This window comes from Kitasatospora sp. NPDC101155, assembly GCF_044768305.1.
In the GTDB taxonomy this organism is placed as follows: Bacteria; Actinomycetota; Actinomycetes; order Streptomycetales; family Streptomycetaceae; genus Kitasatospora.
In genome coordinates this window covers 45,306-65,218 of sequence record NZ_JBIWPN010000038.1, presented here as the reverse complement: position 1 = coordinate 65,218, position 19,913 = coordinate 45,306, and the positions used below count along the sequence as shown (strand labels likewise).

The following is a 19,913-nucleotide window of genomic DNA, read 5'->3' as shown; positions in this document are numbered from 1 at the left end:
CCGGCGGGCGGCCGAGTTGACGGTGCAGCCCTCGCCGAAACCGCGCACCGGAGGCCCGCCGCCCGATGTCCGTACCCGACGTGACCGTGGTGGTCGCGGCCTGCGACACCATGCCGCACCTCACCGCCTGCCTGGACTCGCCGGTCGGGCGGACGCCGGCGCCGGGCGGCCGGAGATGATGGCCGCCGACGACGGCTCCGCGGACGGTGGCGAAGCGCTGCTGGACGAGTACGCCGCCCGGCACCCCGGGCTGTTCCGGGTGGTGCACCAGCCCGACTCCGGTGGCCCGGCGGCCTCCGCCGACGCCTGGGGCCCGGAGCCGTTCACCCCGGAGGCCTGTCTGCGGGCGGGCCGGGTGTCCGTGCTCGCCGACTGCGACTGCTGTGTCCTGGCGCTGCGCGAGGACCTCGGTAACGTCACCGAGCGGGCCGGGGTGCTGGACCGGCTGCGCGGGATCGTCGTGTTGCAGCAAGTGGCTGTCGAACTCGCCGTCGACGGGGAGGAGTTGGACGACATCCGGGCCCGCAGCTTCGCCTGGGACGTGCCCCGGCTGCTCCAGGACGGCTTCCTGCTGCTGGACGACGGGCTGCAGCGGCGGGTGTGCGAGGAGGTCGGCCGGATGATCGAGCGCTTCGGCGCCCGCACGGTGTACCACCGGCTGCCGGTCGCCGCCCGGGTACGGCTCGAACTCGCCGCCGCCGCAAGGCCGGAGGCGCTGCGCGACCAGATCCGCTACGAGGCCGCGCACGGCGAGCCGCCGGTGGTGGCGGACAGGCGGCGGCGCTACGCGGGCTATCCGGCGTTCCGGGACGCCCGGCTCGGCCTGCCGGACGGGCTGTTCCTGCTGGGCGAGGAGCCCCTGGTCGAGGCCGTCGTGCCGCTCAACGCGGCCCAGCAGCTGTGGCGCGGCGTCGTCCCGGAGCGGCTGCGGCGCGGGTTGCGGCGCTCGACGGTGTGGCGCCGGCTCGCCAACTCGGTGAACGGAGGACGGGGATGAGCCGGGAGAGCTGAGTCGTCGGGCCGGACGAGCCGGGCCTGTCGTCGGCCGTCCGGTGCGCGCTGAAGGGCCACCGGGTCACCGGCGCGCTCATCGCGCTCGGGGCGGTCGGTTGCGGGCCGCCACGCCACGGTCTCCACCGGCGCCGTCGCGCCCGGGAGCGCCGGGCGCCCCGGCCGCCGGCTCCGGGCTCCTCCACCGGGCGCGGGGCCGAACTCGGTGTGGGGGGCGTGTGGTCCCGGCAGCACGCTCGGCGTGAGGGCGTGCGATCGAGGGGCGTGCGATCGCGGGGCACGCCCCCGTCCGCGCCGGGCAACGGGCAGACTGGCGGGGTGAGTGACGAAGCCTTCAGCGGGACCGGCCCCGGGGTCCGGTTCACCGCGTCCGACGAACAGAAGAGACGCGGCGTCCGCCGGATGAAGACCATCGCGACCGGCCTGCTGGCCTTCGCGACCCTGGTCTTCGCCCTCTCCACCTGGGCCGAGGCGGCCGGCGCCGGAGCCTGGGCGGGGTACGTGGCGGCCGCCGCCGAGGCGGGCATGGTCGGCGCGCTGGCCGACTGGTTCGCGGTGACGGCCCTGTTCCGCCGCCCCTTCGGCCTGCCGATCCCGCACACCGCGATCATCCCGACCAAGAAGGACGCCTTCGGGCGCTCGCTCGGCGAGTTCGTCGGCGAGAACTTCCTCGCCGGCCACGTGGTGCGCGGCCGGCTCGCGGCGCTCGGCATCGGCCGCCGGCTGGGGGAGTGGCTGGCCGCGCCGGGCAGCGCCGAACGCGTCACCAAGGAGGCCTCGGCGGCGCTGCGCGGGGTGCTCGCGGTGCTGCGCGACGACGACGTGCGGGCGGTGGTCGCCGAGGCGGTCACCCGGCGGGCCGCCGCCACCTCGGTGGCCGAGCCGATGGGCCGGATGCTGGGCAAGGTGGTCGCGGACGGCGGGCACCACGGCGTGGTGGACCTGGTGGCCGTCCGGGCTCACGGCTGGCTCACCGCCAACCACGAGGACGTGATCCGGAAGGTCTCCCAGAAGACCCCGGGCTGGACGCCGAAGTTCATCGACCACCAGGTCGGCGAGCGGGTCTACAAGGAGCTGCTGCGCTTCGTCACCGACATCCGGGACGACCCGAACCACCCGGCCCGCGGGGCGATCGACAACTTCCTCGCCGACTTCGCCACCGAGCTGCAGACCGACCCGGAGACCATCGCCCGGGTCGAGCGGGCCAAGGGCGAGCTGCTGGCCCGCCCCGAGGTGCAGGACCTGATCAACTCCACCTGGGCGGCCGTGCGCACGCTGGTGATGGGCGCGGCCGAGGACGAGGACAGCGAACTGCGCCGGCGCATCCGCGACGGCGTGCGCGGCTTCGGCGGGCGCCTGGCCACCGATGCCAAGCTGCAGGCCAAGGTGGACGGCTGGCTCCAGGACGCCGCCCAGTACCTGGTCGACACCTACCGGACCGAGATCACCTCGCTGATCTCCGAGACGGTGGCGAGCTGGGACGCCGACGACGCCTCGCGCAAGATCGAGGCCAACGTCGGGCGTGACCTGCAGTTCATCCGGATCAACGGCACGGTGGTCGGCGCCCTGGCCGGGCTGCTGATCCACACCGTGGCGATCGCGCTCGGGGGGTGAACCCCGGCGTCCCCGGTCGGCTGCGCCGACTTGGGCCTATCCTGGGCCCCGTCAGCGCGATACGCGCGTAGAAGGCGCGGAGAAGGAAGAAGGGAACCCCCGTGGTCCAGCCGGACGGAAGTCGGATCGGCCCCAATGTCAGTCGGACCGGGCCCACCGGTAACACCGCAGACCGGAGCATCGAGGCGTTCATCGCCGGGATGCCCAAGGCGGAACTGCACGTCCACCACGTCGGCTCGGCGTCGCCGCGCGTCGTCGCCGAACTGGCCGCCCGCCACCGGGGCCAGTCCAAGGTGCCGACCGACCCGGCCGCGCTCGCCGAGTACTTCACCTTCACCGACTTCGCCCACTTCATCGAGGTCTACCTGAGCGTCGTGGACCTGGTCCGCGACGCCGAGGACGTCCGCGCGCTCACCTACGGCGTGGCCGAGGACATGGCCCGCCAGAACATCCGGTACGCCGAGCTGACCATCACCCCGTACTCCTCGGTCAAGCGCGGGATCCCCGACGTCGCCTTCATGGAGGCCATCGAGGACGCCCGACTGCGCGCCGAGAAGGAGCTCGGCGTGGTGCTGCGCTGGTGCTTCGACATCCCGGGCGAGGCCGGTCTGGAGTCGGCCGAGGTGACCGCCCGCCTGGCCACCGAGCTGGCCCCCGAAGGCCTGGTCAGCTTCGGCCTGGGCGGTCCGGAGATCGGCGTGCCGCGGCCGCAGTTCAAGCCGCACTTCGACCGGGCGCGGGCGGCCGGCCTGCACTCCGTCCCGCACGCCGGCGAGACCACCGGGCCGCAGACCGTCTGGGACGCGATCCGCGAGCTCGGCGCCGAGCGCATCGGGCACGGCACCCAGGCGGTCAAGGACCCGGCGCTGCTCGACTACCTGGGCGAGCACCGCATCGCGCTGGAGGTCTGCCCGACCTCCAACATCGCCACTCGGGCGGTGGAGAGGATCGAGGACCACCCGATCAAGCGGATGGTGGACTCCGGGCTGCTGGTGACCGTCAACAGCGACGACCCGCCGATGTTCGGCACCGACCTCAACACCGAGTACGCGGTGGCGGCGCGGCTGCTGGGGCTGGACGAGACCGGGGTGGCGGCGCTGGCCCGCAACGCGGTCGAGGCCTCCTTCCTGGACCAGGCCGGCAAGGCGCGGCTGACCGGCGAGATCGACGCCTACCTGGCGGGCTGGCAGCGCTGACCCCCCTCCTGTGACCGCCCCGTCGACTTCGGTCGGCGGGGCGGTTCCGTTTTCGGTGCCCTTTCCGCAGGGGGTGCCGGGTGCTTCCGGGTGGCGCCATCCGAGTTTTCTCGATGGTGCCAGAGTGATGCCACAAATGGCTCGACATGGCACCATCGCCGTGCCATGCTTGAGCCATGGACCTCACGCCGTACGTCGAAAACCTCCGGAACGAGCTCGCGGTGGCCGCCGCCACCGGCGGGGAGGAAGCCCGTGAGCTGGCCGACCGGCTGACGCTCCCGCTGGAGTCGGCCGTACGGCTCACCCTGCTCAACGCACTCTCGGCCGCCATGGGCGAAGTCACCCGCGACCTCGCCCCGGGCTCGGTGGACGTGCGGCTGCGCGGGCTCGATCCCGAGTTCGTGGTGACGGCGCCGCCCGGCTCCGAGGCCTTCCATGGCGATGTGCCGCCCGTGGTGCCGACGGTGGCACCGGTGGTGCCACCCGTGGCGTCGGTCGCGCCGCCGGTGGTGCCGGAGTCGGACGAGTCGGGCACCGCCCGGATCAACCTGCGCCTGCCCGCCAACCTCAAGGCCCGGGCGGAGGAGGCCGCCGGACAGGAGGGCCTCTCCCTCAACGCCTGGCTGGTCCGGGCCGTCGCCGGCGCGCTGGACGGAGGCCGGCCCGCCGCCCGTCCGGCCGCCGACCTCGGCACCCGCACCTCGCGCAGCGTCGGCGGCCAGGGCTTCACCGGCTGGGTCCACTGACACCTGCGCGCCATCCGAACCTCCGCACCACCTTCCGAACCTTCAACGTCACCCCGCTTCGACCAGCGGGAACAGCTACACGAGTCAAGAGGACGGGACAGCCATGCCTACGTACGAGACCGACGGACCGATCTCCGCCGCCCTTGAGTTCGAGATCGGCTCGGTGTGGATCCGCGCGAGCAAGCGCACCGACGCCGTGATCGAGGTCCGGCCCGCCAACGCGGCCAGGGACGCGGACGTCAAGGCCGCCGAGCTGACCCAGGTCGACTTCTCCGGCGGCCGGCTCACCCTGAAGGGCCCCAAGCAGCGCACCGTGTTCTCCAGCAAGAAGGGCTCGATCGAGATCCTGGTCGAGCTGCCGTCCGGCTCCGAGGTGCACGCCGACTCCCCGATGGCGGACTTCGTCACCGAGGGCCCGCTCGGCGACTGCCGGCTGAAGACGTCCATGGGCCGGATCCAGGTCGACCGGGCCGACAGCGTTCGCCTCAAGACCGACATGGGGGACGTCCGGGTCGGCACGGTCGCCGGCGACGCCGAGGTGACCGGCGGCGGCCGGATCGAGGTCGGCTCCGTCGGCGGCGCGCTGACGGTCAAGAACAACAACGGCGACACCGAGATCGACGAGGTGCACGGCGAGTTGACGGCCAACTCCTCCAACGGCCGGATCCACGTCGGCCTCGCCGAGGCGGGCGTGGACGCCAAGTCGGCGAATGGCCACATCCGGCTCGGCCAGGTGGTCCGCGGCAAGGTCACCCTGCAGACCGGCGTGGGGGACGTGGAGATCGGCATCGCGGAGGGCACGGCGGCCTGGCTGGACGTGCACAGCAAGTTCGGCGGCGTCCGCAACACCCTCGGCTCGGCCGAGGGCCCCGGTGACGCCCGGGAGACCGCCGAGGTTCGTGCCAACACCCAGGTCGGCAACGTCATCGTCCGGAGGGCCTGATGACGGCGATCTCCGCGGTGGGGCTGACCAAGTCCTACGGGGACAAGGCGGTGCTCAACGGCATCGACCTGTCCATCCGGGCCGGTAGCGTCTTCGCCCTGCTCGGGCCGAACGGCGCCGGCAAGACCACCACCGTGCAGATCCTTTCCACCCTGATCCCCGCCGACGGCGGCTCGGCCCAGGTGGCCGGGCACGATGTGGTCCGGCAGGCCGACGGGGTCCGGAAGGCGATCGGGGTGACCGGCCAGTTCTCGGCGGTCGACAACCTCCTCACCGCCGAGGAGAACCTGATGCTGATGGCAGACCTCAACCACCTCCGCCGTCGGGAGGGGCGGAGGCGGGCCGAGGAGCTGTTGAGCCGCTTCGAACTCACCGAGGCCGCGCGCAAGCCCGTCGCCACCTTCTCCGGCGGCATGCGGCGCAAGCTCGACCTGGCGATGACGCTGGTCGGCGACCCGAAGGTGATCTTCCTGGACGAGCCGACCACCGGGCTGGACCCGCGCAGCCGGCGCACCATGTGGGAGATCATCCGGGGGCTGGTCGCCGACCACGGGGTGACGATCTTCCTCACCACCCAGTACCTGGAGGAGGCCGACCAGCTCGCCGACCGGATAGCCGTCCTGGACGGCGGCCGGATCGTCGCCGAGGGTACGGCCGAGGAGCTGAAGCGGATCGTCCCCGGCGGGCGGATCCGCCTCCAGTTCACCGACGCCGCCCAACTGGGCACCGCCGCCACGCTGTTCGACTACGCCACGGCCGACGCCGACGCCCTGGTGCTGGACATCCCGGGGGACAACTCCGTCCTCACCGTGAAGGCCGTGCTGGACGCGCTCGACAACGCGTCCGTACAGGCACAGTCGCTGGTCGTGGAGACGGCCGATCTGGACGACGTTTTCCTCACACTGACCGGGGAGGGTGCGCGATGAACGAGCGGAGCTCGCGAATCATCGAGAGGTGCGTGTGGGCGAATGCCCCCGCCGAGCGAAGCGAGGTGGGCGCATGAGTGCGACGACCTATGTGGTCAGCGACTCGCTGACCATGCTGCGACGCAACCTCAAGCGGGCGCAGCGGTATCCGGCGATGACCTTCTCGGTCGTGGTGATGCCGGTGATGATGCTGCTGCTCTTCAACTACGCCTTCGGGGGAGCGTTGGGGGCGGGGATCGGTGGCGGGAGCTACATCGACTACGTGACGCCCGGGATCGTGCTGATGACGGCGACGGCGGGCTCGGTCGCCACCGCGGTGGGCGTGTGCGTCGACATGACGGAGGGCATCGTCAACCGCTTCCGGACCATGTCGATCTCACGGTCGGCGTTCCTGGCCGGGCACGTGGTCGGCAGCGTGATCCAGACGGTGGTCGCGCTGGTGTTCGTGATCGCCGCGGCCTTCGCGATGGGGTTCCGGTCGAGCGCCGGCCCGCTGGAATGGCTCGCGGCCGCGGGGCTGCTGCTCTTCGTGACCCTGGCGCTGACCTGGATCTCGGCGGGGATCGGGCTGGTGTCGAAGACGCCGGAGAGCGCGAGCAACACGCCGCTGCCGCTGACGTTCCTGCCGTTCATCGGCAGCGCGATCGTCCCGCCGGACTCGATGCCGACCGTGCTGCGGTGGTTCGCCGAGTACCAGCCCTTCACCCCCATCATCGAGACCCTGCGCGGCCTGCTGATGGGCACCGGGATCGGCACCAGCGCGTGGAGCGCCCTCGCCTGGTGCACCGGCCTCACGCTGGTCGGCTACCTCTGGTCGCGGAGCGTCTTCTACCGGCGGTGACGGGGGTACGGCCGGTAGCCCACCAGGCCCGGACGGCGGGGAGCACCCGCCGTCCGGGCCGTCGCGGTGCGATCCTCCCGTAGTAAAGTCCAGGCCAAAGATCGGCAAAGCTCGTTCGGGGGGACGGATGACGGCAGTGCGTCGCAGACGGATCGCGTGGGGGCTCAGAGGGGTGGCGCTGGCGCCGGTCCTGACGTACGTGGCGGGCCGGCACGCCTCCCGCTCGGGCGGGCTGATGGAGGTCGAACGCTGGTTCAACCGCCCGGTCCTGCTGGTCGGCGCGGCCACCGTGCTGATCGTGGTCTCGCTGATCGTCGAGCTGGACTTCCGTACCAGGTTGTCGCAGGTCGGTTGTGCGGCCGGTCTCGTGGCGCTCGTCTTCGGCGGGGTGCCGATCGTGGTGCTGTCGTACGTGTTCGGCGGTGAGGGGCGCTGGGTCGAGAGGAAGATCCACCCGGACCACCCGGACCGGGTGCTGACCGTGACCGACATCGCCTTCTCGATCGACCCGATCTACCGGGTGGAGCTGGTGACCGGCAGTGGTTGGTCCGCCCGCCACTGGAACCTGGGCACCTGGGACGCCGACAGCGGTGACTTCACCAGGGTCGAGTGGTCCGGTCCGGACCGGATCACGGTGACCGGGCGGACGGAGCTCCGGGTCTTCGACGTGCGCCCGGACGGCAGTCTGAGCGAGCCCCAGGTGCTGTCCCGGTAGCCCGGTCCGACCGTCAGCCCGAGGCGGCCGACGTCCCGCAGAGAGCCTTCTCCAAGAAGGCCCGGTAGAGCCGGTCGGACTTGTCGGAGTCGCTCTTGTCGTACTCGTCGTACGACAGCGCGACCTGCCGGCTGCCGTCCCGCGTGCCGAACACGGCGGTCGAGTAGCCGGGGATTTCGCCGGTGTGGCCCCAGAACCGGCCGCAGGAGAGGTCGTAGCGGGCCGTGCCGAGCCCGTACTCGGCGCCGGGCAGGCCGGGGATGCGGACGGTGGTGGTCATCTCGGCGAGCTGCGCCGGGGCGAGCAACGTGCCGCCGAACAGTGCCGCGTGGAAGCGGTCGAGGTCGTCGGTGGTGGAGATCCCGGCGCCGGCCGCGTCCGCGATGGTCGGGGAGAGCCGGGTGACGTCCCCCGGGCCGTCGGGGAACTTGAAGTAGCCGTGCGCGTGCGGCCCGGGGATCGCCGTGGAGGTGGTGGGCAGGGAGGTGTGGCGCAGCCCGAGCGGTCGGATGATCCGGTCCTCCACCGCCTCCCGCCAACTGTGGCCGGTGACCTTCTCGATGAGCATGCCGACGACGACGTAGTTGGTGTTGGAGTAGTGCCAGTCCTGGCCGGGCGGGAAGTACGGCGGCATGGCGGTTCCGATGGCCAGCAGCCTTTGCGGGGTGTACTCGATCCAGCGCCCGGTGGCGAGGAACTCCCGGTTGCCGGCCTCGGTGTTGGAGCGGACCCGTGGATCGCCCAGGTAGTCGTGCAGCCCGCTGGTGTGGTTGAGGAGTTGGCGGACGGTGATGTGGTCGCCGTTCGGGACGGTGCCGGGCAGGTAGCGCTCGATCGGATCGTCCAGTCCGATCCGTCCTTCGCCAACCAGCTGGAGGGTGACGGTCGAGACGAAGCTCTTGGTGACGCTGGCGATCCTGAACCGCCCGTCCGCGCGCGCGGGTCGGCCGGTGTCCAGGTCGGCGGTGCCGGCCGCGCCGCGCCAGGTGACCCGACCGTGGTCGCGGACCTCGGCGAGCGCGGCCGTGCTGCCACCCTGCTCGACCATGGCGTTCAGCTCGGGCTGTAAGTCGGCGGAGACTTGCGGTGGGACGACCGGGCCGGCGGCCGTGGCGCTGGGCGCGAGCGCGGCGAGGGTGGCGGTGGCGAGGGCGGCGGCGATCCGCGCGCCGATCCGCACGCTGATTCGGTGGCGGGACGGATGAGTTGTGGTCACGCCGATCACGCTCGCATCGGCGGCTGCCGGCGGTCCTCCTCCGGACGATGGGCCCGGCTCTCCGTCTTCCGGAGGAGAGCCGGGCCCCGTCCGGAGGAGACCGGGGTTGTCGTCAGGCCGGGACGGTCACCAGGTGTCGATGCCCATGGTCTTGGCCGCGCTGTGGATGGCGTTGTAGTGCGCGATCGACATGTCGGACTTCTTGTCCTTCGGCGGCAGGTTCTTGTCCGCGGTCCGGAACTCGTCGCGCGCGGAGGCGAGCAGGCTGGTGCCGTAGGAGACCGGGACGTCGTTCTTGCCGTGGATCGGGTGGGACTTGGCGGCGGTCTGGCTGCCGGCGTTGGCCAGGATGCTGCGGGCCTGGTTGTACGCGTCGGCCTTGACCGTCTTCGGGTTGCGGACCTGGGCCTGGACCCTGGCCACCGACCGGGTCTGCTCGGCGGCCATGGCCACGGGGGCGACGGCGGCGGTGAGCGCGCCTGCGGCGACGAGGGTCGTGAGGGCGCTGCGGACGGTCCTGTTCATGTGAAATCCCTTCCGTGAAAATCTCAAAGATTCGCCTCCGCATCGGACATGGGAATCGTCGGAGTGCGAACGTCCCGGCACTACCCCTGCCATCGGCGGCGGAAAACCGCCTTCCGCAAGATTCGTTCGGAGGCGATGGGATCAGGCCATGTTCTGGATTTACGGAATTCGTATCGTCGGATCGACAGCTCCGCCGCGCCCGGAGAGGGCCTACACGGTGGACCAGGAGCGGGTGGACAGCACCAGCAGATAGCCGTCCGGGTCCTGAACGGTCACGCCCCAGGTGTCCCAGTAGGGGTTGTGGGCCGGCACCCGCTTCCCGCCGTGCTGCTCCAGCCGCTCGACCAGCGCGTCCGGCACCGGCTCGCCCAGGTAGACGACCAGCAGGTCCTCGGCGGTCGGCCGCGGCTCCAGCGGGGCGGCGGGGTCGTGGACCAGCTCCAGGTGCCAGGCGGCATCGGGCCAACCGGCCATGAGGAGCGAGTGCTCGCCGGGGGTGCCGTCCGTCTCGTGCCGGTACAGGACGTCGAGCCCGAGCCCCGAGACCCAGAAGTCCTCGGCCGCGCGGAGGTCACGCGAGGGGCGGGCGATGCGGATGTGAGCGGTGGCGTCAGCCGGCATGGTCGTACTTTCTGGGACGGGGACGGGGACGGGGACGGGGGCGGGGGCGGGGGCGGGGGCGGGGGCGCGGGTCTGGGATCGGCGATCGCAGCGAGCCTATGGATCACCCGGCCCGGTGCCATCGGGCGCTGGTCCTAGTCCTCCGAGTCGAGGGCCCGGGCCGCCGCCACGCATGCCAGTTCTTCGACGGATGAACCCGGGGAACTCGACCAGCTCCCTCGTCCCCCGCCGGTCCCGCGGATCGCCGGGGCGCCCGGCTGCCAGGACCGAGAAAATGCTGAGTGCCCGCGGCACCGTTGTTGGTTAGCCTCGGCGCCATGACCTGGCTGCCCGATGACTTCGTCCACCCCGTCCACGTCCCCCTGCTCGGCGACGAGTACCACCTGCGGCCGATCGCGGAGGCCGACGCCGTCCTCGACTATCCGGCCGTGATGGGCTCGCGCGAGCGCCTGTGGGGCATCTTCGGCCCGGTCTGGGGCTGGCCCGCCGAGACGATGACCTTCGAGGGGAACCGGATCGACCTGGCGCGGCACGAGCGGGAGATAGCCGCCCACCAGTCCTTCAACTACGTCCTGCTCGACCGCGCCGAGACGGCGATCCTCGGCTGCGTCTACATCGACCCGCCGGAGCGGACCGGCGCCGACGGCGAGGTCTCCTGGTGGGTGGTGGACGAGCTGGTCGACGGCGAGGTGGAGCAGGCGCTGGACGCCCTGGTGCCACAGTGGATCGCCGCCGACTGGCCGTTCCGGAAGCCGCGCTACCTGGGCCGCGACATCTCCTGGCAGGACTGGAAGGCCCTGCCGGCCGCCTGATCCTCCGACACCGGTGCCGGAGGGTGTCGCGGTGCCCTCCGGCGGCGGCCGGCCCGATCGGGGCGGAGGCGGCTCGGCGGGAGGTGGCAGCGAAGCGGGTGAGCGGAAACGCGGACGGGGTCCGGCGCCTGTGAAGGCACCGGACCCCGTCCGACAGTGGAGCGCCAGGCCCGGGTTGCACGGACTCTTCCTACTGAAAGTAGGACGTGCTCTGGTAGCACCGCTGACGCCTGACGAGGAATCATCTCCCTCGCGACGAGATAAATACTAGCAGCTCAGAGCCAGTGCGCCGAACCGGGGAGAGCCGCCCCCGGCGGGGGCCTGCGGTCCTCGCCGGGGGCGGCCCGCCGCCGGGCGACCGGTCGCGCCCGCTGCCGTGTCAGGGGAGGGGCACATGTCGGCGGCCGCAAAAGGGGGTTGCCAGGGCCGTCGGCACTGGTGATCATCGTGCGATGAGCGCCATCATCAGACGCGTACGGACCGAGGAGTGGGAGCGGGTCAAGGAGATCCGACTGGACGCCCTGCGGGATCCGGTCGCGAACGTCGCCTTCCTCGACACCTACGAGAACGCCGCCGCCCAGCCGGACGAGTTCTGGCAGGGCCGCACCCGGGGCGCGGCCGAGGGCGACTCCGTGCGGCAGATCGTCGCGGAGGCCGAGGACGGCCGCTGGCTGGGCAGCATCACCGTGCTGGTCGAGCAGCCCGGCGGGGCGGGGGCCCTCGGCGGCGACGTCATCGAGGTCCCCCAGACCCACCTGGTCGGCTTCTACGTGCGCCCCGAGGCGCGCGGCACCGGCCTGGCGCATGAGCTCATCCGGGCCGGCCAGGAGTGGTCCTGGTCGCTCACCGAGCCCCGGATCGAGCGGGTGCGGCTGTTCGTCCACGAGGACAACGCCCGTGCCCAGGCGATGTACCTGCGGGCCGGCTTCAAGCACTCCGGCGTGTCGGTGCCGGTGCCGGGCGACGGGACGCGCCGGGAGATCGAGCTGGCGGTCCACCGGGGCTGACCACCGCGGCGTGAGGGGCCCGGCCGGAGTGGACGTGACGGGCCGGCCGGGGCGGGCGGCTAGCGGAAGTCCTCCACGTGGTCCCGCACCCACGAGCGGAAGCTGCGTGCCGGGCGCCCGAGCACCTGCTGCACGGTGTCCGTCACCCGCTCCGGCTCGCGCGTGAACGCCTCCCACGCCCGCAGCCGGGAGTCCACGAACGCCGCGTTCCCCCAAACCGCCGTCAGCTGCTCACGGGCCGTCTCGGGCGCGAGTTCCTCCCACCGCACCCCGGTGCCGGTCTCCTCGCCGATGATCCGCGCCAGCTCGGCGTGGGAGATCGACTCGGGCCCGGTGACCACGTACTTGCCGCCGTCGTGCCCGTCCTCGGTGAGCGCCGCCACCGCCACGTCCGCGATGTCCCGCTCGTGGATCAGCGAGCGGCGCGCCTCGCCGTACGGCCAGCGGACGATGCCCTGCCGCACCTGGTCGGCCCAGCCGAGCATGTTGCCCGCGAAGTCGATCGCCCGCACGAAGGTCCAGCCGAGGCCGGATCGGCGGATCAGCCGCTCGATCTCCTGGTGAAAGATCACCGCCGGCTCGTCGTCCGCGAGGTCGGCCACATCCGTCGACAGGTACACGACCCGCTCGGCGTGCCGGGCGATCAGCTCCACCACCCGCGGCTGCACCGGAATCCCGGGCCACATCAGGTAGACGCTCTCCACTCCGCCGCTCAGAGCGCCCACCAGGCTCTCCGGCGCCGCCAGATCACCCTGCACGGCCTCCACCCCCGCGGGCAGCGCGGCCTTGGCGGCGTCCCGCACCAACGCCCGCACCTCGTGCCCGCCTTCCGCCAGCGCGGCCACAACATGCGTGCCCACACTGCCGTTTGCGCCGATCACCAGAATCTTGGTCATGCCGGCTCCGAACGCCGGGCGGGCCCGGACTATGCCCCGGACGATCCGGACGCCGTCCTGAAGGGACGCCGTCCGACGGGCCCGCGCCTTCGCCGACTCGCCGTGGACACCGCCGATCCCGCCGCCTGCCGCCGCCGGCGCTCCTTCGACGGGCTCGTCGCCGAGGCCGCCCGACGGCTAGGCTCGCCCGATGTCCGACGACCGACTCCGGCTCACCGTGCTGGGAAGCGCCACGCCCTACCCGAGCGCCGACAATCCCTGCTCCGGCTACCTGGTCTCCGGCGGGGCCACCCGGGTGTGGGTGGACGCCGGCACCGGCACCCTCGGGCCGCTCCAGCGGTACGTGAGGCTGGACGAGCTGGATGCGATCTGGATCTCGCACCTGCACGCCGACCACTGCGCCGACCTGCTCACCGCCTACTACGGCGCCCTGTACGCCGACATCCGGCTCGCCGCGCCGATCCCGCTCTGCGGCCCGCCCGGCACCGCCGACCGGCTGGCGGACTTCCTGACCAACTCGGCGCAGCGCAGTCCGGTCGAATCCGCCTTCGCCGTCACGGAGTTGTCCGACGGGCACCGGGTGGCGGTCGGCTCGATGGCGCTGACCAGCCGGGCGGTGGAGCACGGCATGCCGGCCTTCGCGCTCCGGGTGGAGGCCGGCGGCCGCTCGCTGGTCTACTCCGGCGACACCGCGCCGTGCGCCGCGCTCACCGAACTGGCTGCGGACTGCGACCTGTTGCTCTGCGAGGCGGAGGGCGACGACCCGGCGCACCACACCCCCGAGCAGGCCGGCGCGACCGCCACCGCGGCCGCCGCGCGCCGCCTGGTCGTCACCCACGTCGGCCGGGCCGTGACCCCCGAGCGGGCGGTCACCCGCGCCGCGGCCCACTTCGCGGGGCCGGTCGCGTACGCCGACCCGGGGGCGACCTTCACCGTCTGAGCCCACCGACCGCCCCGTACGGGAAGTTGATCCGGCCGACTGCCGGTGCGGGCGGCCCGCTCAACCCGCCACGCGCACCACGTACTTGCCGGTCGCCCGTCCCTCCTGCATCGCGTCGTGCGCGGCCGGGACGGCCTCCAGGCCGGGCAGTTCGGTGAGCGGGATGGTCAGGCCGTTGTTCGCCTGCAGGTCGAGGGTGGTGCGGATGGCGCGGGCGAGGTGCTCGGGGGCGGTGGCGGCGAAGGCGCGGTGGCTGAAGCCGGTGATGGAGAGGTTGCCGCCCATCAGGCGCCCGAGCGGGGGCAGGTCGCTGACGGTGCCGCCGCCGGCGTTGCCGAACAGGACGATCCGGCCGCCGGGTGCGGTGACGTCCAGGTCGAGCTCCAGCGCGGCGGTGCCCAGCGGGTCGAGCACCAGGTCGACGCCCCGGCCGTCGGTCGCGGCGCGGACGGCGTCGGCGAGCTTCTCGTCGCGGGCGAAGGCGTGGTCGTAGCCCAGCTCGACCGCGGCCGCGGCCTTCTCCGGACGGCCGACCGTGCCGATCAGCGTGCCGCCGCCGCCGAGCAGCGGGACCAGCTGGGCGATCGCGCTGCCGATGCCGCCGCCGGCCGAGTGGACCAGGACGTTGTCCCCGGCGGTCAGCCGGCCCGCGTCGGTCAGCAGCAGGACGGCGGTGGCGAGGCCCAGCGGGGCGGCCGCGGCGGCGCTGAGCGCCAGTCCGTCCGGGACCGGGACGGTCAGGACGGCCTCCGCGACGACGACCTCGGCCAGCCCGCCGCCGACCGGCGCGGCCACCACCCGGTCGCCCACGGCCAGTCCGGTGACGCCCTCGCCGAGTTCCCGGACCGTACCGGCCACCTCCTTGCCCGGCAGGTGCGGCCACTCGGCGGTGTAGCCGCCGTCGCCGCGGCGGGCCATCACGTCCACGAAGTTCAGTCCGGCCCAGGCGACGTCGATCGCCACCTGGCCGGGGCCGGGGTGCGGTGCCTCCAACTCCTGGACCTCGGAGTTCTCGGCTCCACCGGGTGCGGTCATCACCAGTGCGCGCATGGTCGTGTCCCCCTCGACTACGATGTTCGACGAACGACGAAATTGCCGTGAGTCATTGCTACCACGCTGTTTTGATGGTTGTCGAACATCGCAGATCAGGGAGGTCGTCCATGCCCCGCAGCACCCGCCGCCGACCGGCGCTCGCGCACCCCGCGACCGAGGAGATCGACCTGTACGACATCCTGCACGCGCTCTCCGACCCCACCCGGATGACCATCGTCCGCGTGCTGCGCACCGAACCGGAACGGGCCTGCGGCACCTTCCCGGTGGACGTCGCGCCGTCCACCCTCAGCCACCACTTCAAGGTGCTGCGGGAGTCCGGTGTGATCACCCAGCGCGAGGAGGCCAACCGCCGGTTCTCCGCCCTGCGCACGGTCGACCTGGAGCGGCGCTTCCCCGGCCTGCTCGACACCGTCCTCGCCGCGCTCGCCCGCAACGAGGCGGCCGAAGTGGTCTAGGACCCGGCGTCGGCCGTGCGGTGCCGGCGGTGGTACGAGACGGTGACAGCCGCCAGCAGCGGCCCCCAGACGACCGCCGGCAGGTAGAGGAAGCCGACCAGCAGGTGCCCGCGCGGGGTCATGTTCGGGTGCGGCGTCGCCCACCAGGCGAGGAAGGGCGTCCAGAGCAGCACCAGCCCGGCGGCGCCCAGCGAGGCCGCGATGACGACGGCGCGCGGGTTGACCGGGCGCCCGCCGAGGAACGGGATCCAGCGCGGCGGCACCGTGCCCCACGGCCGGACCAGGCCGAGGGTGAGCAGGGCCAGCGCCTCGGTGAGCACGCTCAGGGTGACCGGCCACACCGCGTCCCAGCCGGTGAAGCCCACCGCGTGGTAGCCCGCGTCGGTGTATCCGCCGTGCCAGCCCGCGACCAGCCCCAGTCGCCACAGCCCGGCCGGCAGGGCGGTGGCCGCGGCGACGTGCGCGGCGTGGACGGCCCAGCGGGGCGGGGCGGGGGCGGCGGTGGTGGGCGGGGGCGTTGTCATGCGTCCACCCTCCCGCCGGGACCGTCCCCGCCGCGTCCGCCCGCCGACGGGCTTGGGTCGACGCCCTCCCCCAGGTGGGGGAGGGGCGCCTCAACCCGTGGGCGGGGCGGGGACCGGCGGTCGTGCGGGGGCCGGAGCCCGTACGGGGGCCAGAGGTCGTGCGGGGACCGGTGGTTGTACGAGGGGCAGCCGCCGTACGGGGTCAGCGCAGCCGCGAGGAGGACAGGATCGACGCCAGGTGCGCCACCACCATCCCCCAGGTGATCACCGTGATCCCGGCGAGCGTCGCCCGGGTCGCGTCCAGGTGGCCGAGCCCGGCGTCCACCGCCGCCGCCGCCAGCAGCACCAGGGAGGCCTCGATGCCGTTCGTCACCCGGTGGATCTTGAAGATCGAGGCGAACCGACGGGCCGTCGCGATGCCCTGGGAGCGCGGCTGGGTGGACTCCTCGTCCGCCGGCGGCTGACCGCTGCGGGCGCGGGCCACGTCCACCAGGTCCGTCGAGGCCTTCAGCAGCACCACGCCCAGCGCGGCCGCCAGGCCCGCCGACACCCACAGCTCCGAGCCGCCGCGCGCCGCCCGGACACCGGCGCCGATCATCAGCGCGGCGTCCGCCAGGTAGGCGCCGAGCCGGTCCACGTACACCCCGGCCATGCTGAACTGGCGCTTCCAACGCGCCACTTCACCGTCCACGCAGTCGAACAGCAGGAACAGCTGGAACAGCACCGCCGCCAGCACCGCGCCGGTCAGGCCCGGGATCAGCAGGGCCGCGCCGCCGCCGACCCCGCACACCACCATCACCCAGGTCAGGGTGTTCGGCGAGACCGAGGTCCGCACCAGCTGCCGGGTGGTGCGCAGCGAGATGGCCCGCATGTACAGCCGGCCCGCCCAGTGCTCACCGTTGCGGCTCTGCAGCTTGGCCTGCGGCTGGCACACCTCGCGCAACTCGGCGAGCGCCGGAGCAGCCACCATGACGACATCCCTCCACCTGTCCCGAAACGATCACCACAGGCTACGGCCTCCGGAGCACTGCTGTGACCAGCCCGTTCGGCGGTGAACGGGAGAGCGGAGAGGGCGGTGCAGAGGAGGTGGAAGGGCAGTGGAGCGGGCGGTGACGAGCCGGTGAGCGGCAGAAAAACGGTGGGCCGGCCGAAGAGCCCCGGGCTAGGCTTCGCGGGTTCACCGGAACCGGAGCACCCGGGCCCGATCGCCCGCTCCCGCAAGCCGGTTGACGCGGTTCGACGCGGCGCCGGGGCGGAACGAGGAGAGCAGAATCATGGTGACCACGGGCGCCGCGCCGCACAGCCCCGACCTGGCCCGACTCCTGGACGACCACCGGCCACAGGGCCCGGTGGAGACCGCCGACCTCGCCCGGGCCCGCGCCCGGGTCGGCGCTCCCGACGCGTGGGACCGCGGCACCCCGCTGCACTTCACCGCCTCCGCGCTGATCGTCCACCCGCCGACCCGCCGGGTCCTGCTGCGCTGGCACGTCCGCCAGCAGGCCTGGTTGCAGGTCGGCGGCCACGGCGACCCGGGGGAGAGCCTGCCGCTGGACATCGCGCTGCGCGAGGGCCTGGAGGAGACCGGCCTGACCGACCTCACCCCCTGGCCGGACGCCGCCCTCGTCCACCTCGCCGTGGTGCCCGTCCCGGCCTCGCCGGTCGAGCCCGCCCACGAGCACGCCGACCTGCGCTTCCTGCTCGCCACCGATACCCCGGACGAGGCCCGGCCGGAGAACCCGGCCTCCCCGCTGGAGTGGTTGGGCATCGAGGAGGCCAAGCGGCGGACCACCGAGGAGAACTTCCGCGAGACCCTCGACCGGGCCGCCCGCCTGCTCGCCTGAACCTCCTTCTCCTGAACCCCCTTCTCCCGTGAACCCCGTCCTTCTCCTGCGAACTCCGTCCCGCCTGTCCGAAGGAATCCGATGCACACCGACCAGACCCTCATCTTCGACGCCGACGACACCCTCTGGGAGAACAACGTCCTCTTCGAGCGAGTCATCGACGGCTTCCTGGACTGGGTCTGCGCCCCGGCCGAGCGGGAGGCCACCCGGGCCCTGCTCGACCGGATCGAGGCCGCCAACGCCGCCGCCCTCGGCTACGGCGCCGCCGTCTTCCGGCAGAGCCTCGCCGACTGCCTGCAGCACCTCAACGCCGACCGCACCCCCACCGCCACCGAGCTGGCCCGGATCGACGAGCTGCTCACCCCGCTCACCGACCGCGGCGCGATCGAGCTGATCCCGGGCGTCGCCGACACCCTGACCGCCCTCGCCGGGCGGCACCACCTGCTGCTCCTCACCAAGGGTGACCAGGACGAACAGCGGGCCAAGGTGGCGGCCTCCACCATCGACCACCACTTCCGCGGCATCCACATCGTGGCCGAGAAGTCGGTGGACACCTACCGGCAGCTCACCGCCGAGCTCGGCCTCGACCCCGAGCGGACCTGGATGATCGGCAACTCGCCCAAGTCCGACATCGCCCCCGCCTGCCGGGCCGGGCTGCGCACCGTGTTCATCCCGCACGAGCACACCTGGGTGCTGGAGCACGAGGAGCTCGGCCCGGACGAGGCGACGCTGCAGCTCACGGCCTTCCCGGAGCTGCTGTGCCACTTCTGAGCCTCTGGGCCTCCGGACTCCCGGGCCCGCGGGCTAGACCGGGCTAGACCGCGAGCGCGGTCGCCGGGACCGGCGCCCCGCCCCGGTACAGCCAGGCCCGCTCGGAGGCCGACCACACGCTCGTGGTCAGCAGGTAGAGCGCGGCCGCCACCGGCACCAGCATCGCGAACAGCACCGAGACGAAGGACAGGTACGGCAGCACCGACGCCCCCGGCTGCGGGGTGGTCTGCGCGGCCGCCGCACGCCGGGCCCGGCGGTAGTTGACGTACCCGACCGCCGCCAGCCCGGCGTACAGCAGCCCGAACACCGCGAACTGCCCGGCGCCGTGCGCGCTCCCGACGTGCAGGCCCAGCGGCACCCCGAACAGGGTGTGGTCCAGCAGGTCGTTCGGGGTGGTGAAGAGCCGGTACATCACCGAGAAGAACGGGATCTGGATCAGCATCGGCAGACAGCCCGCGAACGGCGAGACCTGCTCCTTCCGGTACAGCTCCGCGAGCGCCTCGCGCGCCTTCTCCGGGTTGTTCCTGTGCTTCTTGTTCAGCTCGGCGACCTTCGGCGCGAGCTTCGAACGGGCCTTCTCCCCGCGCGCCGCCGCCCGCGCCAACGGGTGCAGGCAGAGCCGTACGGCGAGGACGAACAGGACGATCGCCAGCGCGGTCGGCAGGACGTGGGCGATGGCGGAGACCACGGCGTGGGCGACGGTGACGGCCGGGTCGAGAACAGACAGAGCGGACATGGTGAAGCGAGCCCTCCGGGGTCTCAGGACATGAGTGATCGGCGGAGGACGGCCGCGAAAAACGTACGAGCCGTACGCAAAACGTACGGGGAGCCGTACGGAGGAACTGCGGATCTACGCGGCCGCCAGGGCCGCCCCCGGCGCCCTGGGGCGTCGCCTGCCCCGGGCGTCCGGATCACGCTGCGGAAGGAACGCCGTACGGAACGCCCGACGTCGCAGCACCCCGCTGCGCACCGCCGCCGGCGCCCGCGCCCCCAACAGCCGCGTCCCGGCCAACGCCCCCGTGACCGCTCCGGCCACCAGGACCATGGCCGCCACGGCGGCGACGGACGCCAGTGCGCCACCGTCGGTCGCCAACTGTCCGGTCAGCACCCGGAGCAGGCCCAGCAGCATCGCGACGACACCCACGGCGTGCCCCCCTTCGGTGTGTTCCCGGCTCCTGACGTTCAGCAGGACGATCCTACGACCTGTCGGGTTCCCGCAGTGCCGTGCGAGGTGTAGCCGCCGGTGCTACGCGGGGCTAC

General features: G+C 72.8%; 23 protein-coding genes. 14 read left to right on the top strand and 9 right to left on the bottom strand.

All coding sequences use genetic code 11. The features are described 5' to 3' along the window. Positions 1-175: 175 nt before the first annotated feature. From ACIRYZ_RS35645 to ACIRYZ_RS35610, 8 genes are all read left to right on the top strand, one after another. Positions 176-997, top strand: a complete 822-nt coding sequence (locus ACIRYZ_RS35645) for a hypothetical protein (RefSeq protein WP_402952362.1) — start codon at positions 176-178, stop codon at positions 995-997. A 332-nt stretch (positions 998-1,329) separates the two neighbouring features. Continuing rightward, positions 1,330-2,625: a DUF445 domain-containing protein gene (locus ACIRYZ_RS35640; protein ID WP_402952361.1), complete on the top strand. Its 1,296-nt coding sequence runs from the start codon at positions 1,330-1,332 to the stop codon at positions 2,623-2,625. 179 nt (positions 2,626-2,804) lie between these two features. Then, the gene (locus tag ACIRYZ_RS35635) at positions 2,805-3,821 is read left to right on the top strand and encodes an adenosine deaminase (protein WP_402952378.1); all 1,017 of its coding nucleotides are present in this window, start codon (positions 2,805-2,807) and stop codon (positions 3,819-3,821) included. 176 nt (positions 3,822-3,997) lie between these two features. Further along, positions 3,998-4,567, top strand: coding sequence for a toxin-antitoxin system HicB family antitoxin (locus tag ACIRYZ_RS35630; protein ID WP_402952360.1), 570 nt, complete (start codon positions 3,998-4,000; stop codon positions 4,565-4,567). A 103-nt stretch (positions 4,568-4,670) separates the two neighbouring features. After that, positions 4,671-5,510 (top strand): DUF4097 family beta strand repeat-containing protein, encoded by an 840-nt coding sequence (locus ACIRYZ_RS35625; protein WP_402952358.1) that lies wholly within the window; start codon positions 4,671-4,673, stop codon positions 5,508-5,510. Next, the gene (locus ACIRYZ_RS35620) at positions 5,510-6,436 is read left to right on the top strand and encodes an ATP-binding cassette domain-containing protein (protein WP_402952357.1); all 927 of its coding nucleotides are present in this window, start codon (positions 5,510-5,512) and stop codon (positions 6,434-6,436) included. The genes ACIRYZ_RS35625 and ACIRYZ_RS35620 overlap by 1 nt, the downstream gene beginning before the upstream one ends. Positions 6,437-6,509: 73 nt before the next feature. Next, positions 6,510-7,277 carry an ABC transporter permease gene (locus ACIRYZ_RS35615; RefSeq protein WP_402952355.1) on the top strand — a complete coding sequence of 256 codons (768 nt, stop codon included), beginning with the start codon at positions 6,510-6,512 and terminating at the stop codon, positions 7,275-7,277. Between the two features lie 172 nt (positions 7,278-7,449). Next, positions 7,450-7,992, top strand: a complete 543-nt coding sequence (locus tag ACIRYZ_RS35610) for a hypothetical protein (protein ID WP_402952354.1) — start codon at positions 7,450-7,452, stop codon at positions 7,990-7,992. A gap of 13 nt (positions 7,993-8,005) precedes the next feature. On the opposite strand, the gene ACIRYZ_RS35605 is transcribed toward ACIRYZ_RS35610, so the two are convergent. The 3 genes from ACIRYZ_RS35605 to ACIRYZ_RS35595 form a co-directional block, all read right to left on the bottom strand. Next, entirely contained in the window at positions 8,006-9,208 is a 1,203-nt protein-coding gene (locus ACIRYZ_RS35605; RefSeq protein ID WP_402952352.1) for a serine hydrolase domain-containing protein, read from the bottom strand. A gap of 126 nt (positions 9,209-9,334) precedes the next feature. After that, positions 9,335-9,733 (bottom strand): hypothetical protein, encoded by a 399-nt coding sequence (locus ACIRYZ_RS35600; protein WP_402952350.1) that lies wholly within the window; start codon positions 9,731-9,733, stop codon positions 9,335-9,337. Positions 9,734-9,943: 210 nt separating this feature from the next. Beyond that, the gene (locus ACIRYZ_RS35595) at positions 9,944-10,354 is read right to left on the bottom strand and encodes a VOC family protein (protein WP_402952348.1); all 411 of its coding nucleotides are present in this window, start codon (positions 10,352-10,354) and stop codon (positions 9,944-9,946) included. A gap of 317 nt (positions 10,355-10,671) precedes the next feature. On the opposite strand from ACIRYZ_RS35595, the gene ACIRYZ_RS35590 reads away from it, so the two are divergent. Together ACIRYZ_RS35590 and ACIRYZ_RS35585 are read left to right on the top strand one after the other, a co-directional pair. Continuing rightward, positions 10,672-11,166 (top strand): N-acetyltransferase, encoded by a 495-nt coding sequence (locus ACIRYZ_RS35590; RefSeq protein ID WP_402952347.1) that lies wholly within the window; start codon positions 10,672-10,674, stop codon positions 11,164-11,166. Between the two features lie 452 nt (positions 11,167-11,618). Then, complete coding sequence (locus ACIRYZ_RS35585) at positions 11,619-12,173, top strand: GNAT family N-acetyltransferase (protein WP_402952345.1); 555 nt, start codon at positions 11,619-11,621, stop codon at positions 12,171-12,173. 59 nt (positions 12,174-12,232) lie between these two features. Here ACIRYZ_RS35585 and ACIRYZ_RS35580 read toward each other — a convergent pair whose 3' ends face one another. Then, entirely contained in the window at positions 12,233-13,069 is an 837-nt protein-coding gene (locus ACIRYZ_RS35580; protein ID WP_402952344.1) for an NmrA family NAD(P)-binding protein, read from the bottom strand. Positions 13,070-13,259: 190 nt separating this feature from the next. Here ACIRYZ_RS35580 and ACIRYZ_RS35575 point away from each other — a divergent pair, with 190 nt between their 5' ends. Next, positions 13,260-14,009: an MBL fold metallo-hydrolase gene (locus ACIRYZ_RS35575; protein WP_402952342.1), complete on the top strand. Its 750-nt coding sequence runs from the start codon at positions 13,260-13,262 to the stop codon at positions 14,007-14,009. Between the two features lie 60 nt (positions 14,010-14,069). Here the strand turns inward: ACIRYZ_RS35575 and ACIRYZ_RS35570 are convergent, their stop codons facing one another. Continuing rightward, complete coding sequence (locus ACIRYZ_RS35570; protein ID WP_402952340.1) at positions 14,070-15,059, bottom strand: zinc-binding alcohol dehydrogenase family protein; 990 nt, start codon at positions 15,057-15,059, stop codon at positions 14,070-14,072. 110 nt (positions 15,060-15,169) lie between these two features. Here ACIRYZ_RS35570 and ACIRYZ_RS35565 point away from each other — a divergent pair, with 110 nt between their 5' ends. Next, positions 15,170-15,517 carry an ArsR/SmtB family transcription factor gene (locus ACIRYZ_RS35565; protein WP_402952339.1) on the top strand — a complete coding sequence of 116 codons (348 nt, stop codon included), beginning with the start codon at positions 15,170-15,172 and terminating at the stop codon, positions 15,515-15,517. On the opposite strand, the gene ACIRYZ_RS35560 is transcribed toward ACIRYZ_RS35565, so the two are convergent. Together ACIRYZ_RS35560 and ACIRYZ_RS35555 are read right to left on the bottom strand one after the other, a co-directional pair. Beyond that, positions 15,514-16,041: a hypothetical protein gene (locus ACIRYZ_RS35560; protein ID WP_402952338.1), complete on the bottom strand. Its 528-nt coding sequence runs from the start codon at positions 16,039-16,041 to the stop codon at positions 15,514-15,516. The two genes, ACIRYZ_RS35565 and ACIRYZ_RS35560, sit on opposite strands and share 4 nt — an antisense overlap. Positions 16,042-16,243: 202 nt before the next feature. Continuing rightward, entirely contained in the window at positions 16,244-17,011 is a 768-nt protein-coding gene (locus ACIRYZ_RS35555; RefSeq protein ID WP_402952337.1) for a CDP-alcohol phosphatidyltransferase family protein, read from the bottom strand. A 304-nt stretch (positions 17,012-17,315) separates the two neighbouring features. Here ACIRYZ_RS35555 and ACIRYZ_RS35550 point away from each other — a divergent pair, with 304 nt between their 5' ends. Then, positions 17,316-17,882 carry an NUDIX hydrolase gene (locus ACIRYZ_RS35550; RefSeq protein ID WP_402952336.1) on the top strand — a complete coding sequence of 189 codons (567 nt, stop codon included), beginning with the start codon at positions 17,316-17,318 and terminating at the stop codon, positions 17,880-17,882. Positions 17,883-17,963: 81 nt separating this feature from the next. Continuing rightward, on the top strand, positions 17,964-18,653 hold the full coding sequence (locus ACIRYZ_RS35545; protein ID WP_402952335.1) for an HAD family hydrolase: 690 nt from the start codon (positions 17,964-17,966) through the stop codon (positions 18,651-18,653). Positions 18,654-18,696: 43 nt separating this feature from the next. On the opposite strand, the gene ACIRYZ_RS35540 is transcribed toward ACIRYZ_RS35545, so the two are convergent. Both ACIRYZ_RS35540 and ACIRYZ_RS35535 read right to left on the bottom strand, forming a co-directional pair. Continuing rightward, complete coding sequence (locus ACIRYZ_RS35540; RefSeq protein ID WP_402952334.1) at positions 18,697-19,389, bottom strand: YidC/Oxa1 family membrane protein insertase; 693 nt, start codon at positions 19,387-19,389, stop codon at positions 18,697-18,699. A gap of 114 nt (positions 19,390-19,503) precedes the next feature. Then, positions 19,504-19,797, bottom strand: coding sequence for a DUF6412 domain-containing protein (locus ACIRYZ_RS35535; protein ID WP_393037073.1), 294 nt, complete (start codon positions 19,795-19,797; stop codon positions 19,504-19,506). Between the last annotated feature and the right edge of the window lie 116 nt (positions 19,798-19,913).

What these genes read in the sequence shown, in the direction of transcription:
- ACIRYZ_RS35645 (WP_402952362.1), top strand. Translation starts at nt 176, where the DNA reads ATGATGGCCGCCGACGACGGCTCCGCGGACGGTGGCGAAGCGCTGCTG.
- ACIRYZ_RS35630 (WP_402952360.1), top strand. Translation starts at nt 3,998, where the DNA reads ATGGACCTCACGCCGTACGTCGAAAACCTCCGGAACGAGCTCGCGGTG.
- ACIRYZ_RS35625 (WP_402952358.1), top strand. Translation starts at nt 4,671, where the DNA reads ATGCCTACGTACGAGACCGACGGACCGATCTCCGCCGCCCTTGAGTTC.
- ACIRYZ_RS35620 (WP_402952357.1), top strand. Translation starts at nt 5,510, where the DNA reads ATGACGGCGATCTCCGCGGTGGGGCTGACCAAGTCCTACGGGGACAAG.
- ACIRYZ_RS35615 (WP_402952355.1), top strand. Translation starts at nt 6,510, where the DNA reads ATGAGTGCGACGACCTATGTGGTCAGCGACTCGCTGACCATGCTGCGA.
- ACIRYZ_RS35600 (WP_402952350.1), bottom strand. Translation starts at nt 9,733, where the DNA reads ATGAACAGGACCGTCCGCAGCGCCCTCACGACCCTCGTCGCCGCAGGC.
- ACIRYZ_RS35595 (WP_402952348.1), bottom strand. Translation starts at nt 10,354, where the DNA reads ATGCCGGCTGACGCCACCGCTCACATCCGCATCGCCCGCCCCTCGCGT.
- ACIRYZ_RS35590 (WP_402952347.1), top strand. Translation starts at nt 10,672, where the DNA reads ATGACCTGGCTGCCCGATGACTTCGTCCACCCCGTCCACGTCCCCCTG.
- ACIRYZ_RS35585 (WP_402952345.1), top strand. Translation starts at nt 11,619, where the DNA reads ATGAGCGCCATCATCAGACGCGTACGGACCGAGGAGTGGGAGCGGGTC.
- ACIRYZ_RS35580 (WP_402952344.1), bottom strand. Translation starts at nt 13,069, where the DNA reads ATGACCAAGATTCTGGTGATCGGCGCAAACGGCAGTGTGGGCACGCAT.
- ACIRYZ_RS35575 (WP_402952342.1), top strand. Translation starts at nt 13,260, where the DNA reads ATGTCCGACGACCGACTCCGGCTCACCGTGCTGGGAAGCGCCACGCCC.
- ACIRYZ_RS35570 (WP_402952340.1), bottom strand. Translation starts at nt 15,059, where the DNA reads ATGCGCGCACTGGTGATGACCGCACCCGGTGGAGCCGAGAACTCCGAG.
- ACIRYZ_RS35565 (WP_402952339.1), top strand. Translation starts at nt 15,170, where the DNA reads ATGCCCCGCAGCACCCGCCGCCGACCGGCGCTCGCGCACCCCGCGACC.
- ACIRYZ_RS35560 (WP_402952338.1), bottom strand. Translation starts at nt 16,041, where the DNA reads ATGACAACGCCCCCGCCCACCACCGCCGCCCCCGCCCCGCCCCGCTGG.
- ACIRYZ_RS35555 (WP_402952337.1), bottom strand. Translation starts at nt 17,011, where the DNA reads ATGGTGGCTGCTCCGGCGCTCGCCGAGTTGCGCGAGGTGTGCCAGCCG.
- ACIRYZ_RS35550 (WP_402952336.1), top strand. Translation starts at nt 17,316, where the DNA reads ATGGTGACCACGGGCGCCGCGCCGCACAGCCCCGACCTGGCCCGACTC.
- ACIRYZ_RS35545 (WP_402952335.1), top strand. Translation starts at nt 17,964, where the DNA reads ATGCACACCGACCAGACCCTCATCTTCGACGCCGACGACACCCTCTGG.
- ACIRYZ_RS35540 (WP_402952334.1), bottom strand. Translation starts at nt 19,389, where the DNA reads ATGTCCGCTCTGTCTGTTCTCGACCCGGCCGTCACCGTCGCCCACGCC.